Below are 17,448 nucleotides of genomic sequence, written 5' to 3'. Positions count from 1 at the left end.
CTTTAATTTTGTCTGTTTTCTACTCATCATGATAGTACGTTATTGAAAGAACAACCGTTGCAGATCGTTCCAGGTTACAACCAAAATTAACAGCATCAAAAAGGCGAAGCCGAGAAAATGCACCATGCCTTCTTTGTGCGGATCAACCGGACGCCCGCGCAGCGCTTCTACCGCGAGAAATGCCAGTCGACCGCCGTCCAGGGCCGGAAGCGGCAGCAAATTGAACAGCCCCAGGTTGATCGAGAGGGCGGCTGCCCACTTCATCAAAATCGCCATGCCTTGCTGGGCGAACTCTCCGGTCATTTTGAAGATGCCCACCGGACCGCTCAGGTCGTTAAGCCCTACAGAGCCGGTAAAGAGCATCCCTAAGTTTTTCAAAATCATCGCCGTGAACTCATAAGTCGAGGAAGCGCCGTACTTCAACACTTCTCCCGGGGCATACGTCAATGGGTTCGTCACCATGATTTTGCCCACGTTATTTTCGTCTTTTGCGACCTTGACCAAAACCGAGTTGCGCTGTCCATTGCGCTCGTACTCAAACTTCATTTCTTTACCCGGCGACGTACTGATAATCTGGACGATTTCTTTCCAGGAAGCCACAGGCTGTCCCTGAATGGAAATAATTTTGTCCCCCTGCATCAAGCCCGCCTCGGCCGCCGGGCCGTTTGCTCTGACCTCGCCCAAATACGGGATGTCTTTTGGCACCCCATACAAAAGCCCGATCGCGATGAACAGGACAAACGCCAGCAGGAAGTTGGCAAAAGGCCCGGCAAAAATGGCCCAGAAGCGCTGCGAGATCGTCTTGCCTTTAAACTGCCTGTTCAAAGGCGCGATTTGCACCTCTTGTCCATCTTTAACCAGTTGCGCCTGGGGATGAACGGAAAACTGGCGCTCTTCCCCGCCCACATCCAGCACGATATGCAAATCTTTTTCCAAGTCAAAGCGAACAACCGTACCTGTAATCGCCCGAGGGGAAGCGCTCCCCGGTCCATCCAGCAAAAAATGGGTTACCTTTCCTAACGCATCCCGCTCCAGGCTTACTTCCATGTGCGGCTTCAACATATCCATCTCGGGGTCTTCGCCCGCCATGCGGACCATACCTCCAATAGGTAAGAGGCGAAGAGTGTATTCCGTTTCTCCCCGCTTCACGCGAAAAATTTTTGGCCCCATTCCCAGCGCAAATTCGCGGCACAGAATCCCTGCTTTTTTTGCCAAAAGAAAGTGTCCGAGCTCGTGCACGAAAACGAGCGCACCAAAAACGACGACGATCGCGAGAATTGATTCAACGGAATCCATGTTGGGAAAAGGCAAGTGAACAGCCACCTTTCGTTGGAGTGTCTAGATCCAGTTTTGTTATACGGACGCAAGCGCATGCGTGCGCGCCCACCGATCAGCTTCAAAAATCTCTTCCAGTTCAGGATTATGCACGCCCTTATGAGCCTCGCACGTCTGTCTGACGACCTTTTCGATGTCGAGGAAGGCAATCGCCCCCTTGAGGAAAAGATCGACAGCCACTTCATTGGCTGCATTCAGGACAGCGGTGTACGTGCCTCCCGCTTTCCCGCACTCATATGCCAATTGTAGCAGAGGATAGCGTTCAAAATCCATGGCAGCAAAATGAAGCGAGCCGATTTTGACCAGATCAAGAGGTTCCGTAGTCAGATTTTTTCTGCCGGGATAGCTCATGGCGTACTGGATCGGCACTTTCATATCCGGCGTGCCCAGTTGCGCCATCACGGCCCGGTCTTTGTATTCTACCATAGAGTGAATGATACTTTCATAATGCAGCACGCAGTCGATTTGTTCGTACGGCAAATCAAACAACCAGTGGGCCTCGATCACCTCGAAGCCTTTGTTCATCATCGTAGCCGAGTCAATGGTGATTTTTGCGCCCATGCTCCAGTTCGGGTGCGCCAATGCCTGCTCTTTTGTCACCTTCTGCAGCTCTTGGCGGCTCAAATGGCGAAAAGAACCGCCTGATGCCGTCAAAATGACCCGCGCCACATCTTCTGCCCGCTCTCCCTGCAGACATTGAAAAACAGCGGAATGCTCGCTGTCAACCGGGATGATCGCCACGCCCTTTTCCTTCGCCCGCTTCATCACGACGGGTCCTGCGCTCACCAGCGTTTCCTTGTTCGCAAGCCCGATCGTTTTTCCTGCCTCGATCGCCGCGAGTGTAGGAGCGACCCCTACACTGCCAACGACAGCGGTCATGACCATGCTGGCGGCTTCATGGCGGGCAACCAACTCAAGCCCTTCTGAACCGCAGACAATCTCGGGCTTGTATCCGCTCCCCAGTCGTTCGCGAAGCCGGGCAGCCGCCTGCTCGTTCCCCACCGAAACAAGCTCAGGCCGAAACGTTTCGACCTGCTGGGCGAGCAGCTCCACATTCGTCCCTGCTGCCATGGCGACGACAGAAAACTCTTCGGGATGCTGTTCCACGACTTCCAGCGTGCTTGTTCCAATCGAGCCGGTTGAACCCAAGAGCGCTATTTTTTTCACTGATTTCACCCTCTATATCTCTTCTATATGCACCAGGTTTCAGACGATACCTAGCAGATGCAAAACCGGAAAGACAAGCAAAAAACTGTCGAAACGATCCAGCACGCCGCCGTGTCCGGGAATGAGCTGTCCTGAATCTTTTACGTGAAAATGTCGTTTGAACGCCGACTCTACCAGGTCGCCCAACTGCCCGACGACACCGGCGACCAGCGCGATGACGAGCGCCTTGTCAAATGGCAAGCTGCCGAAGCTTGCATTGATGACGATGACGACCAAAATAGCCGCTGCCAAGCCGCCAAGCGCACCCTCGACCGTTTTGTTGGGACTGATTTCCGGCCACAGCTTGCGCTTGCCGATCGCTTTCCCGACAAAATAGGCCCCCGAATCCGTCGACCAGATCGCTGCGATCACCAGCGCGGTGAGCATCAGTCCGTCGGGGAGGTTGCGGGCTGCGGCCATGTATGTAAAACCGAAGCCTATGTATAACGCCCCCACCAGCGTAAGGGCGACGTGTTCAATGTGAAACTGATTTTTCCGCAAAACGGAGTAAATCAACAAAAGCAGGATGACAGGCAGCAACAGATCCGGCATACTGATGCGAAGCCATTCCGAAAACGCGAGCGACGGCCAGAGCAAGCTGACCACGAGCGCGTAGCCGAGTATTCCTGCCACATGGAATGGCTGAATGCCAGCCATCCGCATAAATTCAAAATGGCCTATGACGGCCAGCAAAAACACCAATAGTGAGTACCAGGCTCCACCTAGGTAGATAAAAAAGAGAAAAGCCGCTCCACCAATCAGGCCTGTTATGATTCGTTGCTTCAACTGATTCCACCTCTCGGCTATACCGCCCCGTAGCGACGAGCTCGGCCTTGGTATTCCACAATCGCTTGAAAAAAGTGTTCACGGGTAAAATCAGGCCAGAGCACATCCGTAAACCACAATTCTGTGTAAGCCAACTGCCAAAGCATAAAGTTACTCAAGCGAATTTCTCCACTGGTGCGAATCAAGAGGTCAGGGTCCGGAATGTCGCTTGTATAAAGATAACGGGAAATCGCTTCTTCATCCAGTTCTCCCGGATCGAGCTCCCCCGCTTTTACTTTCTGTGCCAACACGGAAAACGCTTTGACGATTTCGTCGCGGCCTCCGTAATTCAAGGCAAAACACAATTGAAGACCTTGATTTCCTTGGGTGCGCTCCTCTGCTTCATGCAGAGCCTTCAACGTATGCGACGGCAGCTCTTCCTTGCTGCCGAGCATGCGGATGCGCACGTCGCGTTCGATCAATTCATCCAATTCTGTCGACAAAAATTCCTGCGGAAGCTTCATGAGAAAATCGACTTCGTCGCGTGGTCGCTTCCAGTTTTCTGTAGAAAAAGCGTACATGGTCATGTAACGCACGCCGATCTCGTCAGCAGCCTTTACGACTTCCTTTACCGTTTTCATGCCTGCTCGATGCCCGGCGACCCGGGGTAAATTGCGCATATTGGCCCAACGACCGTTGCCGTCCATAATCACCGCGACATGCTGCGGGATTTTTCCGGAACGATCCAACTCGGCTGGTACCGATTGTTTTTCCTTGCGGCTCCATTTGCGCGCCAGATGTTCTAACATAAAGTGTTCCCCCGTAATGAGAGATATAGACGTACATCCCCCTCAAATGAGGGGGATCGCCCTAAAAATTATACTTCCAAGATGTCTTTTTCTTTGTCCTTCACGATCTTGTCGACTTCTGCGATGAACTTGTCGGTCGTTTTTTGGATCGTTTCCTGATGGCGACGGGATTCATCCTCGGAAATGGTCGCAGCCTTTTCCAGCTTTTTGATCTCGTCATTCGCATCGCGGCGAATATTGCGGATGGCGACTTTCGCTTCCTCTCCGCCTTTTGACGCCAGCTTCACGAGCTCTTTGCGGCGCTCTTCGGTAAGCGGCGGGATGACCAGGCGGATGATAACCCCATCATTGGATGGAGAAATGCCCAGGTCAGACTGTTGCAGCGCACGGTCAATTTCTTTCAGCGCAGTTTTGTCCCACGGCTGGATCGTCAGCATGCGCGGCTCAGGAACGCTGATGTTCGCGAGCTGGCTGATCGGTGTTGGCGTACCGTAGTAGTCCACCATCACGCGGTCCAGCATCGCAGGGTTGGCACGGCCTGCACGGAGGCTGGACAAGTCTTTTTTCAAAGCGAGGATCGCTTTATTCATACGATCTTCCATGTCTTTTAGCACTGTTTGTGGCATGATTATTCCCCCTTCACTAGAGTACCGATTTTATCGCCCATTACTGCCCGGCGAATATTGCCTTCTTCGGAAATGTTAAACACGATGAGTGGGATGCTGTTATCCATGCACAAGCTCGATGCGGTCGAATCCATAACACCCAGCCCTTTGTTGAGGACTTCCAGGAACGTCAGCTTGTCGTACTTTTGCGCATTCGGATCCAGGCTCGGGTCAGCGGAATAGACCCCATCGACCTTGTTTTTCGCCATCAAAATGACCTCTGCTTCGATTTCAGCAGCACGCAGGGCAGCCGTCGTATCTGTAGAAAAATAAGGGTTACCCGTTCCGGCAGCGAAAATGACCACGCGCATTTTCTCCAGGTGGCGAATGGCGCGTCGGCGTATGTATGGCTCCGCCACTTGTCGCATCTCAATCGAGGTTTGGACACGAGTCGGGACGTTCACTTTTTCCAACCCATCCTGCAAGGCGAGTGAGTTCATAATCGTGGCCAACATCCCCATGTAGTCAGCAGTAGCCCGATCCATTCCTTTGGAGCTTCCGGAAAGTCCGCGCCAGATGTTACCTCCACCGACGACTACGGCGACTTGTACTCCCAATTCTACGATTTCCTTGATCTGGTTCGCTACGGAGAAGATCACCTTCGGGTCGATTCCGTACCCGAGGTCCCCCGCCAGTGCTTCCCCACTCAACTTTAACACAACCCGTTTATAGGCAGGAAGTGGCATGTGAAACGGCCTCCATTCATGAATCATTCTCTGTGCCTCGTCTGCATTCCTTCTGAAAAGCTTCGGACACATTGCTTTTTACGTGCAGGAGAGTTTCACATGTCGTGAAACTCTCGCTTTGAAAATAGGGAACACGAAGGTGTTCCCTATACCTTTATTACTGCTTATTCACTTGAGCCATTACTTCGGCTGCGAAGTCTTCTTGCTTCTTCTCGATCCCTTCGCCTACTTGGAAGCGAGCGAATTCTTTCAAGGAAGCGCCTGCTTCTTTCAACAGAGCAGATACTTTCTTGTCTGGGTCTTTTACGAATGGTTGCTCAACCAGTACGTATTCTTCGAAGAATTTGGAGAGGCGGCCTTCCACCATTTTCTCTACGATGTTAGCAGGCTTGCCTTCAGCCAGTGCTTGGTTTTTCAGAACTTCGCGCTCGCGATCGATTTCGTCTTGGGAAACCTCTTCACGGTTAGCGAAACGAGGGTTGGAAGCAGCAGCGTGCATACCCAGGTCTCTCGCCAATGTTTCGTTTTGCGTGCCTTCGAGTGTTACCAGCACGCCGATTTTACCACCCATGTGCAGGTAAGTACCGAATACGCCGTTGTCGGATTTCTCGGATACAGCGAAACGACGGAAGGAGATGTTTTCTCCGATAGTCGCGATTTTTTCGTTGATAACTTGTGCCAGAGTGTCGCCAGCACCTTTGAACGGTTGCTCCAGCGCTTCCTCTACAGTTGCAGGGCGTTGGGATACAACGTGCTCAGCGATGTCTTTCACGAGTGTTTGGAACTCAGGGTTTTTCGCAACGAAGTCTGTTTCGCAGTTTACTTCCACAACTGCTGCTACGTTACCAGCAACCGCTGTAGCTGTCAAACCTTCTGCTGCGATACGGCCGGATTTTTTCGCCGCTTTTGCGATACCGCGCTCGCGGAGCAGGTCAATCGCTTTTTCCATGTCGCCCGCTGTTTCTTCCAGCGCGCGTTTGCAATCCATCATACCTGCGCCTGTACGCTCGCGCAGTTCTTTAACCGCTTGTGCACTAATTGCCATTGGGTGAAACCTCCTTGGAAAGTTACAATCTACAAATGCCTTTTGAAGAAAAAAAAGGATGGACGGGGGCTCTGACACCCTCAGTCCACCCTTTTACACACTTGCTTACGCAGTTGTTGTGGCTTGTTGCTCTGTTCCTTGGTTGCCTTCCAAGAGAGCGTCTGCCATTTTTGCAGTGAGCAGTTTCACAGCGCGAATTGCGTCATCGTTACCTGGGATCACGTAGTCGATCTCATCTGGATCGCAGTTAGTATCTACGATTGCAACGATTGGGATACCCAATTTGCGAGCTTCTGCTACAGCGATGCGCTCTTTACGAGGATCGATGACAAACAGAGCGTCTGGCAATTTATCCATGTGAGCGATACCGCCGAGGAATTTTTCCAGGCGATCCATTTCTTTGCGCAGAACGATAACTTCTTTCTTAGGCAATACTTCGAAAGTACCATCGTTTTCCATGCGTTTCAGCTCAGCGAGGCGAGCTGTACGTTTTTTGATGGTTGTGAAGTTTGTCAGGGTACCACCCAACCAGCGTTGGTTGATGTAGTAGTGACCTGTACGTTCAGCTTCTTCTTTTACGGATTCTTGTGCTTGTTTCTTCGTACCAACGAAGAGCACTTTTCCGCCGTCTTGAGCGAGTTCACGTACGAAGTTGTACGCTTCCTCAACTTTTTTCACGGTTTTTTGCAGGTCGATAATGTAGATTCCGTTACGTTCGGTGAAGATATAGCGAGCCATTTTCGGGTTCCAACGACGAGTTTGGTGACCGAAGTGTACACCAGCCTCGAGCAGTTGTTTCATCGAAATTACTGCCATATTTCACACCTCCTTCAAAAAGTGGTTTTTTTGATGCCTACCTCCGCCTCACCGCATGTTCCAAGCAATTCTGCCAAAGTGGCAGCACCATTGCCGGAATTGGTGGACGTGCGATTTCAACACCGTAAATGAATATATCATATGGGTGTTTCAATTGCAACAAACGAATTCCATTATTTTTGCAAAAAAATACCGCCTTATTTTTTCGGCGGCGTGGTGATGAGCTTGGCAATCTCCGCCTCCGAGACAGGCACCGAAACCTGATACGTCCCTACCCGGATGCGGTTCAGCTTGTCCATGGAGCGCAACTCTTCCACAAACTTGTTGTTTTTAGGCAATATCCCTTCCTTGACGAGCGTCGCGGCAACTCCCTCCGCCGTCGCTTTGTACGGCACTGTAAAGGAGACGGTTTTCTTCGCTGCGGGAGACGCGACAGCAGGCGGCTGTGGAGCGGCAGTTGCGGCTGGTGCTGTCGCCGGCGTGGTGCTCTGGCTCGCCGTCTCAGCGGCAGGAGCAGGCTGTGCGGCACTCTCCACGCTTGGCGGTGTCGCTTCGCTCGTCACTGGCGCTTTCGGCTGGACTGTCGCCGGGGGCTTCGTCTGCTGCACTTCAGGCGCTGCCGGCGCCTTCGGGGCGCTCGGTGCAGGCTGGACGTTGACCTTTTTTTCTTCCTGCCATTGCTTGTATTCCTCTGGCGTGAGTACGACCATTTGCAGTTCGGTCGCCGCCTGCTTGATTTCTTCCTCGGTAAGTGCTGCCGGTGGCGCTTCGCTTTTCGGTGCGACCAGACCGATGATCGAAGCAGCCACGAGCAAGCCCGCGCCAAATCCGAATAACAGCTCGCGTTTACGCATCGGCAAAACCTCGCTCGTTCCTTTGCGCCAGCGCGAAAATGAGGTCGATTTCCCCGCGGCCTGCGCCCAGCCGCTTGGCGATCTCGTCAGGAGAGAGCCCTTCCCGGCTCAACTCGAACACGCGCCGATAGCGCTCGCGCAAAGCCAGCATATCGACATCCTCTGCCGCAGGTTGCGCGCCATTCGCTTGCCCCTGCTCGGCGGAGGCGGCCACTTGCGCATGGGCAGCTCTTTCGTTCCATTGCTGCTCCAGTTGCTCGACCCGCTTTTTCAACAGATCGATTTCGTGAAGCAAATCAGCCCTTGTTTCTTGCCATTCGGCAGAAAGAAGGGCGGTTTCCTGCTTGAACTGCTTGCTTAACCGTTGCAGGCTTTTTTCAGTTTCTGCCTTGTCTGTCAGTCGCTGTGTCGGTATGGCGGCAGCATCATCCGGCGTCTTTCTTTGCAGGAAAAAAGCAAGCAGCATGATGATGATTCCCGCTCCAATCAAGATGAGATACACTTGGTCCATGTTGGCCACCTTTGCTTCTGGCTTGTCTTACTTTGTTCCTTTTATAAGGAAATATCAATAAAGCGCCCGCGCATGGGATCTCGCATGGAGACAGAGGAAGGAGAGCTGTGCTCTTTTGCTGCGGCATTCTTTGCTTCGGCAGATGCGCTGTGCGCTGGGTCCTCCTGCTTCTGCTGCTGTCCCTGCTCCCTCTCGCGAATCTGATTTTTTTGCGTTTCATCGACGTTCGCCGGACGCTGGCGCATGTGCGCGTCCAAATCTTTGCGCTGATCGATCATCGACTGTGTTTCATGCATGGACCGTTGTAGCTGGTGCTCCTGAATCCGGCTGACCTCTAACGTGCGTGGCAGCGCCACTTGCAATTCAACCGCTTTCAAACTCATACAGCTCAACTCCCTTCCTCGCCTGCGGAATCAAACTCGGCTTTTAGATGAGGGTTGCGGTACTGATTTCCCCATCGAGGACGATAAAGCGCGTCCGGGCGTACTCATGCTTGATAAAATGCACGAGCTTGCCGAATGTCAGCTTGATCCCCGGATACATAACTTGGTACACCTCTACGGCGGCGGGGCCTTCGCCTTTTAGCTCGATTTCCAGCTCCTTTTTCCGGGCTTCAAGCTCCTTGCATTCCTTTTCCAAAACCAGTCGCGTATTGGTCAGCTTGATTTGCATGATCCGCTTTTCGGTTGTAAGCTCCTTGCCTGAGTGCAAAATTTGATTGAGCACACCCAGGCCCTGATCCGTTTTGCGTAAATTTTCATACACATTCTGCAAATCTTTTTGAATGTTGGCCAGTTCCTGGCGCAGCTCCGGCTTCACGCCTACCTCCAAAACGGTAGGGGTTGCGCTGTTGTTGCCGAACACCCGGGCGGCAATTTTTTCTCCCGCCTGCAGGACGCCCCCGATAATAATGCCTTTCGGGCCTTTGCAAATGATTTGCTTTCCTGCCCGCACGGTGGAAAACATGATGCTCTGCGACACGATCACCTGATGGCCCGCCGTCACATTCGCATTTTGGATAAACGACGTGCGGATGTCCTTCCCTGCGACGATCATGCCTTTGTCCTGCGCCACGATGCCGCTTTTAATCTCAATCGATCCGTCCGCGTATAGCTCGGCTCCCTCTACGCTTCCTAACACGCGGATATCGCCCGATGCCTTGACCCGAAATCCGTTCAATACGTTCCCGCGAATGACCACCGTTCCCACAAAGTCAATGTTGCCTACACCAAAATCGACATCCCCGTTCACTTCAAAAACGGGAAAGACGTTCAGTTTGTCCTGGTCGGTAAAGGAAACTTGTCCATCAATGGCAGCGTAAAGCATCGTACGCTCCTGGTTGTGCACGACATTTTTGCCGGGCTTGATGTTGATTTCCTTGCCTGCTTTGGGAGCGATGGGCTCTCCGGTAACTGCTGTCCCCGGGGTTCCAGGGGTAGCTGGAATTTTGCGGGCTAAGAGCTGTCCTTTTACTACATTCGGTATGCTGGTTATATTATAAAAATCGACTCGGCCATCTTCCAGTTCTTTTGGCCCTTCCTCATCGGAAACAGTTGCCAAATACGGATACTCGATAAAAGCATCGGTTCCGTCAACTGGAGCGACTCCGCGCGCAATCGTGACGCGGGCGTTTGCATACTTCGCAGGGATTGCACACAGCTCCTGCACAACTTCTTCGAGGATGCCCGCCTTCACTTTGCTCGTTTGCAGCGCGTTGTAGACGTCCGATTCCTTGAGCACGATGCTTTCGAGGTCTTCTTCCCCGACTTTCAGAAAGATTTCTGCCTCTAGTTTATCTGCTGAGATTTTTACCTCTAGTCTATAATTCCCGATCCCTTCCATACATTCTACCCCTCTCAAGCTTGGGTACATTACGTTTACATCAATTGCGACTTCCATCTCGACAAGGCGGAACGAAGCCGGAAAAGAGCCTTCGAATGAAGCTGGGAGATCCGTGAAGGTGACAAGCTCATGATTTCAGCGATTTCGGACAGCGTCATCTCCTCGAAGTAAAACAGGGAGACGACGAGTCTTTCCTTCTCTGGAAGCTTGTCGATTACACCTACTAGCACTTCTTTCAAGCTGCCGACTTCTGCTACCGTTTCCGGTCGCGGAGTCAGCTCGTCCACGATGTAGGAATGTCTTGCGGTCTTCTGCTCGTCCTCTTCCCCTACTGCCTCGTCAATGGAAACCATGCTGGCCAAAGAGGTTTCCAGAAACACCTGCTGCAGATCTTTTTCGCTTATTCCGAGATATTCGGAAACTTCCTGATCGGTTGGCATTCGCAGCATTTTCTGCTCCAAGGTGGTGTACGCTTCTTCGATTTTTTTGGCCTTGTCCCGAACGGTGCGAGGGATCCAGTCATTTTCACGCAGGCCGTCAATCATGGCTCCGCGAATGCGCCACATAGCATATGTCTCGAATTGCAGTCCCCGCGTATGATCGAATTTGGCCAAAGCGTCCAGCAACCCAAATCGTCCGTAGCTGATTAAGTCATCCTTGTCCACGTTAGCCGGCAAATTGATGGCCAGCCGATTTGCCACCTTGTCCACCAGCGGCAAAAACTTGGTGATGAGATCAACTTCCGCTTCGCGACTGCCCTCTTGCTTCCACATGACCCATTTATCGAACTCTTTTGCTTTTTCTTGACTGGTTAGCCGTGCCACGAATAGTCACCAACCTTTACTCATCTGTTAAGCGCCTAACGACCTCTGCAACGGTGGCTGGATCCTCAGTAGGAGGTACCGCCTCCAGCTTGGTGAAGGAGAGCGGAGAAAATGCTTCCTCTGCCGCCGTCTCACCCGTTTGTTCTGTCGGCTTCGCCTCTGTCCCGCCTTCAGCCAGAGGAGCGGTTGACTCCTCTGGTCCTTCTGCTGTCACGGACTGGCCTGGTGTCTCGGTGACGAGAGCCAGAACAAAGCGGATCGGAAAAGCGGCAAGGAAGAATATCACCAGAGCAATGACGGCCCGCTCCAGAGAGACAAGCCAGACATTACTCGCAAGTGCCGTGCAAAATGTGATGACAAAAGCGAGCAACCCCATGCCTGCATTTATCCAAATGGTTCCCAACATTCTTATACTTCCTTCACACCTTGATTTACCGTACGGATTTGAAGAACCCCACTGGTGGCATCCATCTCTATTGTCCGACCGCAGTTTCCCCCTGTATCTTCTGCCACGATTCTAATGTGAGCTTCCTTCAAAGCCTGTTTGCAAGCCTCGACATTTCTAGGCCCAATCCGCATGGTGTCGCTGCTTCCGAGAAAGGCAAACATCTGTGCTCCACCCGCGATTTTGGCGACGATATTCCGGGTTTGGGCACCTGCTTTTTCCATCAACTCGATCAGATGGGGAATCGCTGTATCGGCGTACTTCCCGATCGTCACCTCCCCGCTTTTGGCCAGCGAAGACTCCGGAAGCATAACGTGTGCCATCCCTGCAATTTTATGGATATGATCGTAGAGGACAACCCCTACGCAAGAACCCAGACCTGTGGTTCGTAGCTTGCTCGGTGGCTTTGCCACACCGAGGTCGGCCATACCTATCTTAATAATCTCCATCGAACGGAACCCCTAATGAACGAAATAGAATAGGAAGCGATTCAGGATCAGGGATAAGGAAAAAGTTCCCTTTGACTTTTTCATTGCCTTCAAAAAAAGCTGTGTCAATCGTGAGGGCAAAGTCACCCGCTTGACCCAACGCTATTAATCCGTAGCTGAGAATCGCTCCAGCCATATCCACAGCGAGCGCAGGTACAGAAGGCTGCAGGTTGAGCTGTGTGAAATCTGCCAGTGAGGAGAGATAGGACCCAGTCAAAATATTGCCGATCTCGTGAAGAGCCGAAATTTCCAGCTCTTCCCAATCATAAACATCCTTGTTGATCCCCGTAATTTGTTCCAGCAGATGTCTCGCAGAGTCCAGGTCGAGAATGAAAAACATGTTTCCTGGACAATCGCCTTCAACTCGTAAAAAGACGGTAACGACAACCGCTTCCGCGCCACCGACACAATCCGCCACTTCGTCAAACGGTATGATGCTGACCTGAGGCACTTTCATGTCGATCTCTTTTTGCATCAGCTTGGAGAGAGCCGTTGCAGCATGTCCTGCACCGATGTTCCCGATTTCCCGCAGCACATCAAATTGGAAATCCCCAAACTTTGTGAAATAGGCCATCTTTCTTACCCCTCAATTGAGTCCAGTTGTTTGATTTCCTCTGTGCTCAATACTTTATCGAGATTCAACAAAATCAACAGTCGTTTGTCCAGCTTCGCTACTCCGCGCAGATAAGCGGCTTCAACCCCGCCTACAACTTCTGGCGGCGGCTCAATCGCATTGACCGGGATGTCGATGACATCGTTGGCAGCATCCACAATCAAGCCGACTTCCAGTTCGCCTACCGCGACGATGATGATGCGGGTCGATTCGGAATAGAGGCTTTCCTCCAGCCCGAACCGGTTGCGAAGGTCAATGATCGGGGTGACTACTCCGCGCAGGTTGATAACTCCTTTGACGAACTGGGGCGTGCGTGGAACACGGGTGATGTGCTCCAGCTTTTCGATCGATTTTACTTGATTGACTTCTACCCCGTACTCTTCGTCCTTTAACCGAAACACAATCACTTTGACTTCGCTTACGATTTCTTTTTGATCGAGCATGTGGCTGCCCCTCCCTCTACTTAATCAGTGCGTTGCAATCAATGATGAGAGCGACTTGGCCGTCTCCCAGGATCGTTGCACCCGAAATGGCAAAGACGTTGACCAGGTACTTGCCAAGTGATTTGAGGACGATTTCCTGCTGGCCGATAAAGGAATCGACCACAAGCCCGGCCATTTTTTCCCCTTTGCGGACGATGACAACCGCTACTTCATCGTCTTTGTCCGCCCCGTTGTCCGGCACCTGGAAAATGTCCTGCAAGGAAACGAGCGGAACAACGCGTCCCCTGAAGTCGATCACCTTTTGGCGATGAGCCATCATGATCTGGTCTTTCTTGAACACAGCCGTTTCAATAATCGAGGAAAGCGGCACCGCGTACTTCTCGTCTTTTACCTGCACAAGCATCGCAGAAATGATCGAGAGCGTCAGCGGGAGCTGGATCAGGAAAGTCGTTCCTTGTCCGCGAACAGATTCGACACCGACGCTGCCGCCGAGCGATTCGATCTTGGATTTGACGACATCCAGCCCTACGCCGCGGCCGGAAATATCCGAGACCACTTCAGCGGTACTAAAACCCGCTGCGAACAACAGTTCGTGAATTTGCTTATCCGACATGCTGTCTGCGTTGGCCGGATTCACAATGCCCCGTTCAATCGCTTTTTTCAGCACTTTTTCCTTGTTGATGCCTGCGCCGTCGTCTTTCACTTCGATAAAGACGTGGTTGCCGCTGTGGAACGCGCGCAGTACGATCGTTCCTTCTTCCGGCTTTCCGGCCATTTTCCGATCTGCCGGCGATTCGATCCCGTGGTCGAGCGAGTTGCGCAACAAGTGGTTGAGCGGGTCCCCGATCTCGTCGATGACGGTGCGATCCAGCTCTGTCTCCGCCCCGATGATTTCCAGATTCACTTTTTTATGTAGCTCCTTCTGCAAATCGCGAATCATGCGCGGGAAGCGATTGAAGACTTGCTCGACGGGAACCATGCGCATCGTCAGGATGATGTTTTGCAAATCTCCGCTGATGCGGCTCATATGCTCCACCGTTTCCTGCAGCTCGCTTTTGCCGATCTCGCGAGCCAACTGCTCCAGACGTCCGCGGTCGATTACCAGCTCGCTGAACAGGTTCATCAAAATGTCCAGGCGGTCGATGTCGACGCGGATCGTTTTGCCGCCAGCGGTCGCTTTCTTGGCAGCGGCTGCCTGGGCATTGTCCGGCGCTTTTTTCTCCACAGGTGCGGCTGCTTCCGTCACTACAGGAGTTGGTGGCGCTTCTTTTTTCAATTGAATCGGATCAATCGCAACGTCCTGTATCTCCGAAATGTTAAGAATCGTGCTGCGGACTTTTTCCGCAGACTGCATGGTGACGTAGGCGATCTCGAAAGATTGCTCGAAGCACTCGTTTTCGATATCCTCGACCGACGGCTTCGTCTTGATGACTTCCCCCATCGATTCCAACTGGTCGAACACCATGTAGGCGCGCGCCGCTTTCAGCAGGCAGTTCTCATTCAGCGTGACCTTGATCCACATCACGTTGTTGCCGAGCTCCTTGGACTGCTTCAGCACCATCAGCGCGTAGTCGTCCAGGTCGTGGTCCTCGGCAGGCGTGCCTTCCGCTTGCGCCGCCTCGACTGCTTCCTCTTCCGCTACGGCTGTCGCAGCCGCCGCCACTTCCTGTTCGGCGGAATAATCGCCGGAGACAATCGCCCTCAGCTTTTTCACCGGACCCGATACGTCGGCCGAGCCGTCTCCGCCTTCTGTAATATCGATCACCATGCTTTCGATCAGATCCACGCTTTGAAAGATGACATCCATGATGTCACTGGTGATCGTCAGCTTCTGGTTGCGAATCAGATCGAGCACGTTTTCCGCTTCGTGCGTCAGGCTGGCCATATCTTCGAAGCCCATGGTCGCCGACATCCCTTTCAAGGTGTGCGCCGAACGAAAAATTTCCTTGACGTGCGCAATGTTTCCCGGATCACTTTCCAACAGCAACAAATTGGCGTTGATTGCTTGCAGGTGTTCTTTTGACTCCTCAATAAACATGTCCAAATACTGATTCATATCCATCGGTGATCCACCTCCCAAAATCAGTGCAAGAGCTTGCACAACAGCTCTGGAATTTTTTCTAATGGGGCCACATGATCTGCCAGTCCTGCCTGGATCGCCGCTCGTGGCATCCCGAATACGACACAACTCGACTCATCTTCGATAATACTGGTAACAGGTCCAAGCTCCTTCATCTGCTTTAGACCTTTGGTCCCATCATTTCCCATGCCTGTCATGATAATTGCCCATTTGTCTACATTTGTCAATCGACTGGCGGATTCAAAAAGGACGTCGACAGAAGGTCTGTGACCTCCCCGCGGCTCTTGCTGGTGCAGGTGGGCCTGCAGCTTTCCATTCGCCTGGTGCACCTCAAAGTGATACCCGCCTGGTGCAATATAGGCTGTGCCCGGCTCAAGCCATTCCCCGTCCGTTACTTCCGTCACACGTATGTGGCATAGGGAGTCGAGCCTTTGCGCCAGCGATTTCGTAAAACCAGCCGGCATGTGCTGCACAATCGCGATCGGTGCCGGGAAGCCAGCCGGGATTGCGGTCAGGACGTTTTGCAGCGCCTTGGGGCCGCCTGTCGACGTTCCCAGCACGACCAGTCTTGCTTTTCCGCTGCTTTGCAGTCGCGGCAAAGCGTTCAGGACAGGCGGCTGTGCCGTTCGCACCGGAGCGGTGGCAGAAGCCGGACTTGGCCGCATTGGCTCTGGCGCGGCAGGTCTGCTCGGTCGCAGCGTCCGGCGCATGTGGCCTTTCGCTACCGCCGCCGCTTTGACCCGCTCGATCAGCCGATCCGCGACTTTGTGAATATCGAGTGAAATCGGGCCAGACGGCTTCGTAATAAAGTCAAAGGCACCCAGTTCCAAAGCCTGAATCGTCGCCTCTGCTCCCTCGCGTGTCAGGCTGCTCAGCATAACCACTGGCACCGGACAGTCTGCCATGAGCTTTTCCAATGCTTCCAGGCCGTTCATGATCGGCATCTCGATGTCCAGTGTGAGGACATCCGGACTGAGTTGTTTGCACTTTTCGATACATTCGAGTCCATTCTTTGCTCGATCAATCACTTCAATCTCGGGATCGCCTGATAAAATGTCGCTAATAACTTTACGCATGAATGCAGAATCATCTGTGACCAGAACTCGAATTTTGCTCAATCGAATGTCACTCCCTTCCTACCTGTTTGCCTTATCGTATGAAGTGTTTCAGCCTCGCAAGAAAACCTTTCAGCCCGCTCGTCATTGCATCTGCATCGGCTGGAGTCTCCAAATACCGGGCTACCAGATTCCGAATGCTTTTTGCGGCTTGCGATTGCGGATATGTAAGTAGAAAAGGACGCTGTTGCTTCACAGCCTTTGATACGTGAGGATCGTCAGAAACATGTCCAAGCGACTGGATGTCCATGTCCAGAAACCGCTTGGCGACCATCGCCAGCTTGTCGGCCGTCATCTTGCCTTCTCTCTCCGAGGAGACGCGATTGATGACCAGGCGGATGACAACCGCAGGGTTGCGGGCGTGGAGCATTTTAATCACGGCGTAAGCGTCCGTAATCGCTGGCGGCTCCGGCGTTGTCACCAGGATGACTTCATCCGACGAGAGCATGAAGCGCAACGACTCCTTCGACAAACCCGCTCCCGTATCAAAAATGATCGTATCCGCATAGCCCTGCAACGGATTCAGGCGGGAAAACAGCCGATCCAGCTTCGGCTCGTCCAGTTGCATGATCTGGGTAAATCCAGACCCGCCCGCAATAAATTCCAGTCCCCCGGGCCCTCGCTCAATGATTTCCCAAACATCAGTGTCCGGCTCAAGCAAGTGGAACAGGTGCTTCTTCGGCGTAATCCCCATCAACACATCGAGGTTGGCAAGGCCGAGATCGACGTCGAACAAGACTGCTTTATGGCCCCGTTCGAGCAATCCAAGCCCAAAATTCAAGCTGAAATTGGACTTGCCAACCCCGCCTTTTCCACTGGTCACGGTCACCAGCCGGGTCGTTTTTTCTCTTGCGCCGGATTGCTGCATGCGCAAGCGAAGTTGTTCTGCTTGGTCTCTCATCTAAG

Annotated in this window: 20 protein-coding genes; all 20 read right to left on the bottom strand. The window is 52.6% G+C overall.

The window, feature by feature from the left end; genetic code table 11:
* Nucleotides 1-39 precede the first annotated feature (39 nt).
* Nucleotides 40-1,311 carry an RIP metalloprotease RseP gene (rseP, locus tag M655_RS11970; protein ID WP_026557317.1) on the bottom strand — a complete coding sequence of 424 codons (1,272 nt, stop codon included), beginning with the start codon at nucleotides 1,309-1,311 and terminating at the stop codon, nucleotides 40-42.
* A gap of 42 nt (nucleotides 1,312-1,353) precedes the next feature.
* The gene (locus tag M655_RS11965; protein WP_005834185.1) at nucleotides 1,354-2,502 is read right to left on the bottom strand and encodes a 1-deoxy-D-xylulose-5-phosphate reductoisomerase; all 1,149 of its coding nucleotides are present in this window, start codon (nucleotides 2,500-2,502) and stop codon (nucleotides 1,354-1,356) included.
* 39 nt (nucleotides 2,503-2,541) lie between these two features.
* Entirely contained in the window at nucleotides 2,542-3,327 is a 786-nt protein-coding gene (locus M655_RS11960; protein ID WP_007786826.1) for a phosphatidate cytidylyltransferase, read from the bottom strand.
* A 17-nt stretch (nucleotides 3,328-3,344) separates the two neighbouring features.
* Nucleotides 3,345-4,115, bottom strand: a complete 771-nt coding sequence (gene uppS / locus M655_RS11955; RefSeq protein ID WP_005834189.1) for an undecaprenyl pyrophosphate synthase — start codon at nucleotides 4,113-4,115, stop codon at nucleotides 3,345-3,347.
* 68 nt (nucleotides 4,116-4,183) lie between these two features.
* Nucleotides 4,184-4,741: a ribosome recycling factor gene (gene frr, locus M655_RS11950; protein ID WP_005834191.1), complete on the bottom strand. Its 558-nt coding sequence runs from the start codon at nucleotides 4,739-4,741 to the stop codon at nucleotides 4,184-4,186.
* A 2-nt stretch (nucleotides 4,742-4,743) separates the two neighbouring features.
* Nucleotides 4,744-5,466, bottom strand: coding sequence for a UMP kinase (gene pyrH, locus M655_RS11945; RefSeq protein WP_005834193.1), 723 nt, complete (start codon nucleotides 5,464-5,466; stop codon nucleotides 4,744-4,746).
* Between the two features lie 157 nt (nucleotides 5,467-5,623).
* The gene (gene tsf / locus M655_RS11940; RefSeq protein WP_025846098.1) at nucleotides 5,624-6,511 is read right to left on the bottom strand and encodes a translation elongation factor Ts; all 888 of its coding nucleotides are present in this window, start codon (nucleotides 6,509-6,511) and stop codon (nucleotides 5,624-5,626) included.
* Between the two features lie 105 nt (nucleotides 6,512-6,616).
* The gene (gene rpsB, locus M655_RS11935; RefSeq protein ID WP_005834198.1) at nucleotides 6,617-7,327 is read right to left on the bottom strand and encodes a 30S ribosomal protein S2; all 711 of its coding nucleotides are present in this window, start codon (nucleotides 7,325-7,327) and stop codon (nucleotides 6,617-6,619) included.
* A 197-nt stretch (nucleotides 7,328-7,524) separates the two neighbouring features.
* Nucleotides 7,525-8,181 carry a hypothetical protein gene (locus M655_RS11930; protein WP_007786821.1) on the bottom strand — a complete coding sequence of 219 codons (657 nt, stop codon included), beginning with the start codon at nucleotides 8,179-8,181 and terminating at the stop codon, nucleotides 7,525-7,527.
* Nucleotides 8,174-8,692: a DUF6115 domain-containing protein gene (locus M655_RS11925; RefSeq protein WP_025846099.1), complete on the bottom strand. Its 519-nt coding sequence runs from the start codon at nucleotides 8,690-8,692 to the stop codon at nucleotides 8,174-8,176. Before M655_RS11925 ends, M655_RS11930 begins: the two co-directional genes overlap by 8 nt.
* A 41-nt stretch (nucleotides 8,693-8,733) precedes the next feature.
* On the bottom strand, nucleotides 8,734-9,075 hold the full coding sequence (locus M655_RS11920; protein WP_005834204.1) for a hypothetical protein: 342 nt from the start codon (nucleotides 9,073-9,075) through the stop codon (nucleotides 8,734-8,736).
* 43 nt (nucleotides 9,076-9,118) lie between these two features.
* Entirely contained in the window at nucleotides 9,119-10,534 is a 1,416-nt protein-coding gene (locus M655_RS11915) for a flagellar assembly protein A (protein WP_005834206.1), read from the bottom strand.
* Nucleotides 10,535-10,569: 35 nt separating this feature from the next.
* Nucleotides 10,570-11,358, bottom strand: coding sequence for a FliA/WhiG family RNA polymerase sigma factor (locus M655_RS11910; protein ID WP_005834208.1), 789 nt, complete (start codon nucleotides 11,356-11,358; stop codon nucleotides 10,570-10,572).
* 16 nt (nucleotides 11,359-11,374) lie between these two features.
* The gene (locus M655_RS11905) at nucleotides 11,375-11,764 is read right to left on the bottom strand and encodes a hypothetical protein (RefSeq protein WP_005834211.1); all 390 of its coding nucleotides are present in this window, start codon (nucleotides 11,762-11,764) and stop codon (nucleotides 11,375-11,377) included.
* A 2-nt stretch (nucleotides 11,765-11,766) separates the two neighbouring features.
* A complete protein-coding gene (locus M655_RS11900; protein WP_005834213.1) occupies nucleotides 11,767-12,252 on the bottom strand; it encodes a chemotaxis protein CheD in 486 nt (161 codons plus the stop codon).
* Nucleotides 12,239-12,865 carry a chemotaxis protein CheC gene (locus M655_RS11895; RefSeq protein WP_005834215.1) on the bottom strand — a complete coding sequence of 209 codons (627 nt, stop codon included), beginning with the start codon at nucleotides 12,863-12,865 and terminating at the stop codon, nucleotides 12,239-12,241. Before M655_RS11895 ends, M655_RS11900 begins: the two co-directional genes overlap by 14 nt.
* Before the next feature lie 5 nt (nucleotides 12,866-12,870).
* Nucleotides 12,871-13,347: a chemotaxis protein CheW gene (locus M655_RS11890; protein ID WP_005834216.1), complete on the bottom strand. Its 477-nt coding sequence runs from the start codon at nucleotides 13,345-13,347 to the stop codon at nucleotides 12,871-12,873.
* A 16-nt stretch (nucleotides 13,348-13,363) separates the two neighbouring features.
* The gene (locus tag M655_RS11885) at nucleotides 13,364-15,409 is read right to left on the bottom strand and encodes a chemotaxis protein CheA (RefSeq protein ID WP_005834218.1); all 2,046 of its coding nucleotides are present in this window, start codon (nucleotides 15,407-15,409) and stop codon (nucleotides 13,364-13,366) included.
* Nucleotides 15,410-15,429: 20 nt separating this feature from the next.
* The gene (locus M655_RS11880) at nucleotides 15,430-16,545 is read right to left on the bottom strand and encodes a protein-glutamate methylesterase/protein-glutamine glutaminase (protein WP_005834221.1); all 1,116 of its coding nucleotides are present in this window, start codon (nucleotides 16,543-16,545) and stop codon (nucleotides 15,430-15,432) included.
* 31 nt (nucleotides 16,546-16,576) lie between these two features.
* Entirely contained in the window at nucleotides 16,577-17,443 is an 867-nt protein-coding gene (locus M655_RS11875; protein WP_026557318.1) for a MinD/ParA family protein, read from the bottom strand.
* Nucleotides 17,444-17,448: the final 5 nt, after the last annotated feature.

Source organism: Brevibacillus sp. NSP2.1 (assembly GCF_000470975.2).
In the GTDB taxonomy this organism is placed as follows: domain Bacteria; phylum Bacillota; class Bacilli; order Brevibacillales; family Brevibacillaceae; genus Brevibacillus; species Brevibacillus agri.
This window is presented reverse-complemented; position numbering and strand designations above follow the sequence as displayed.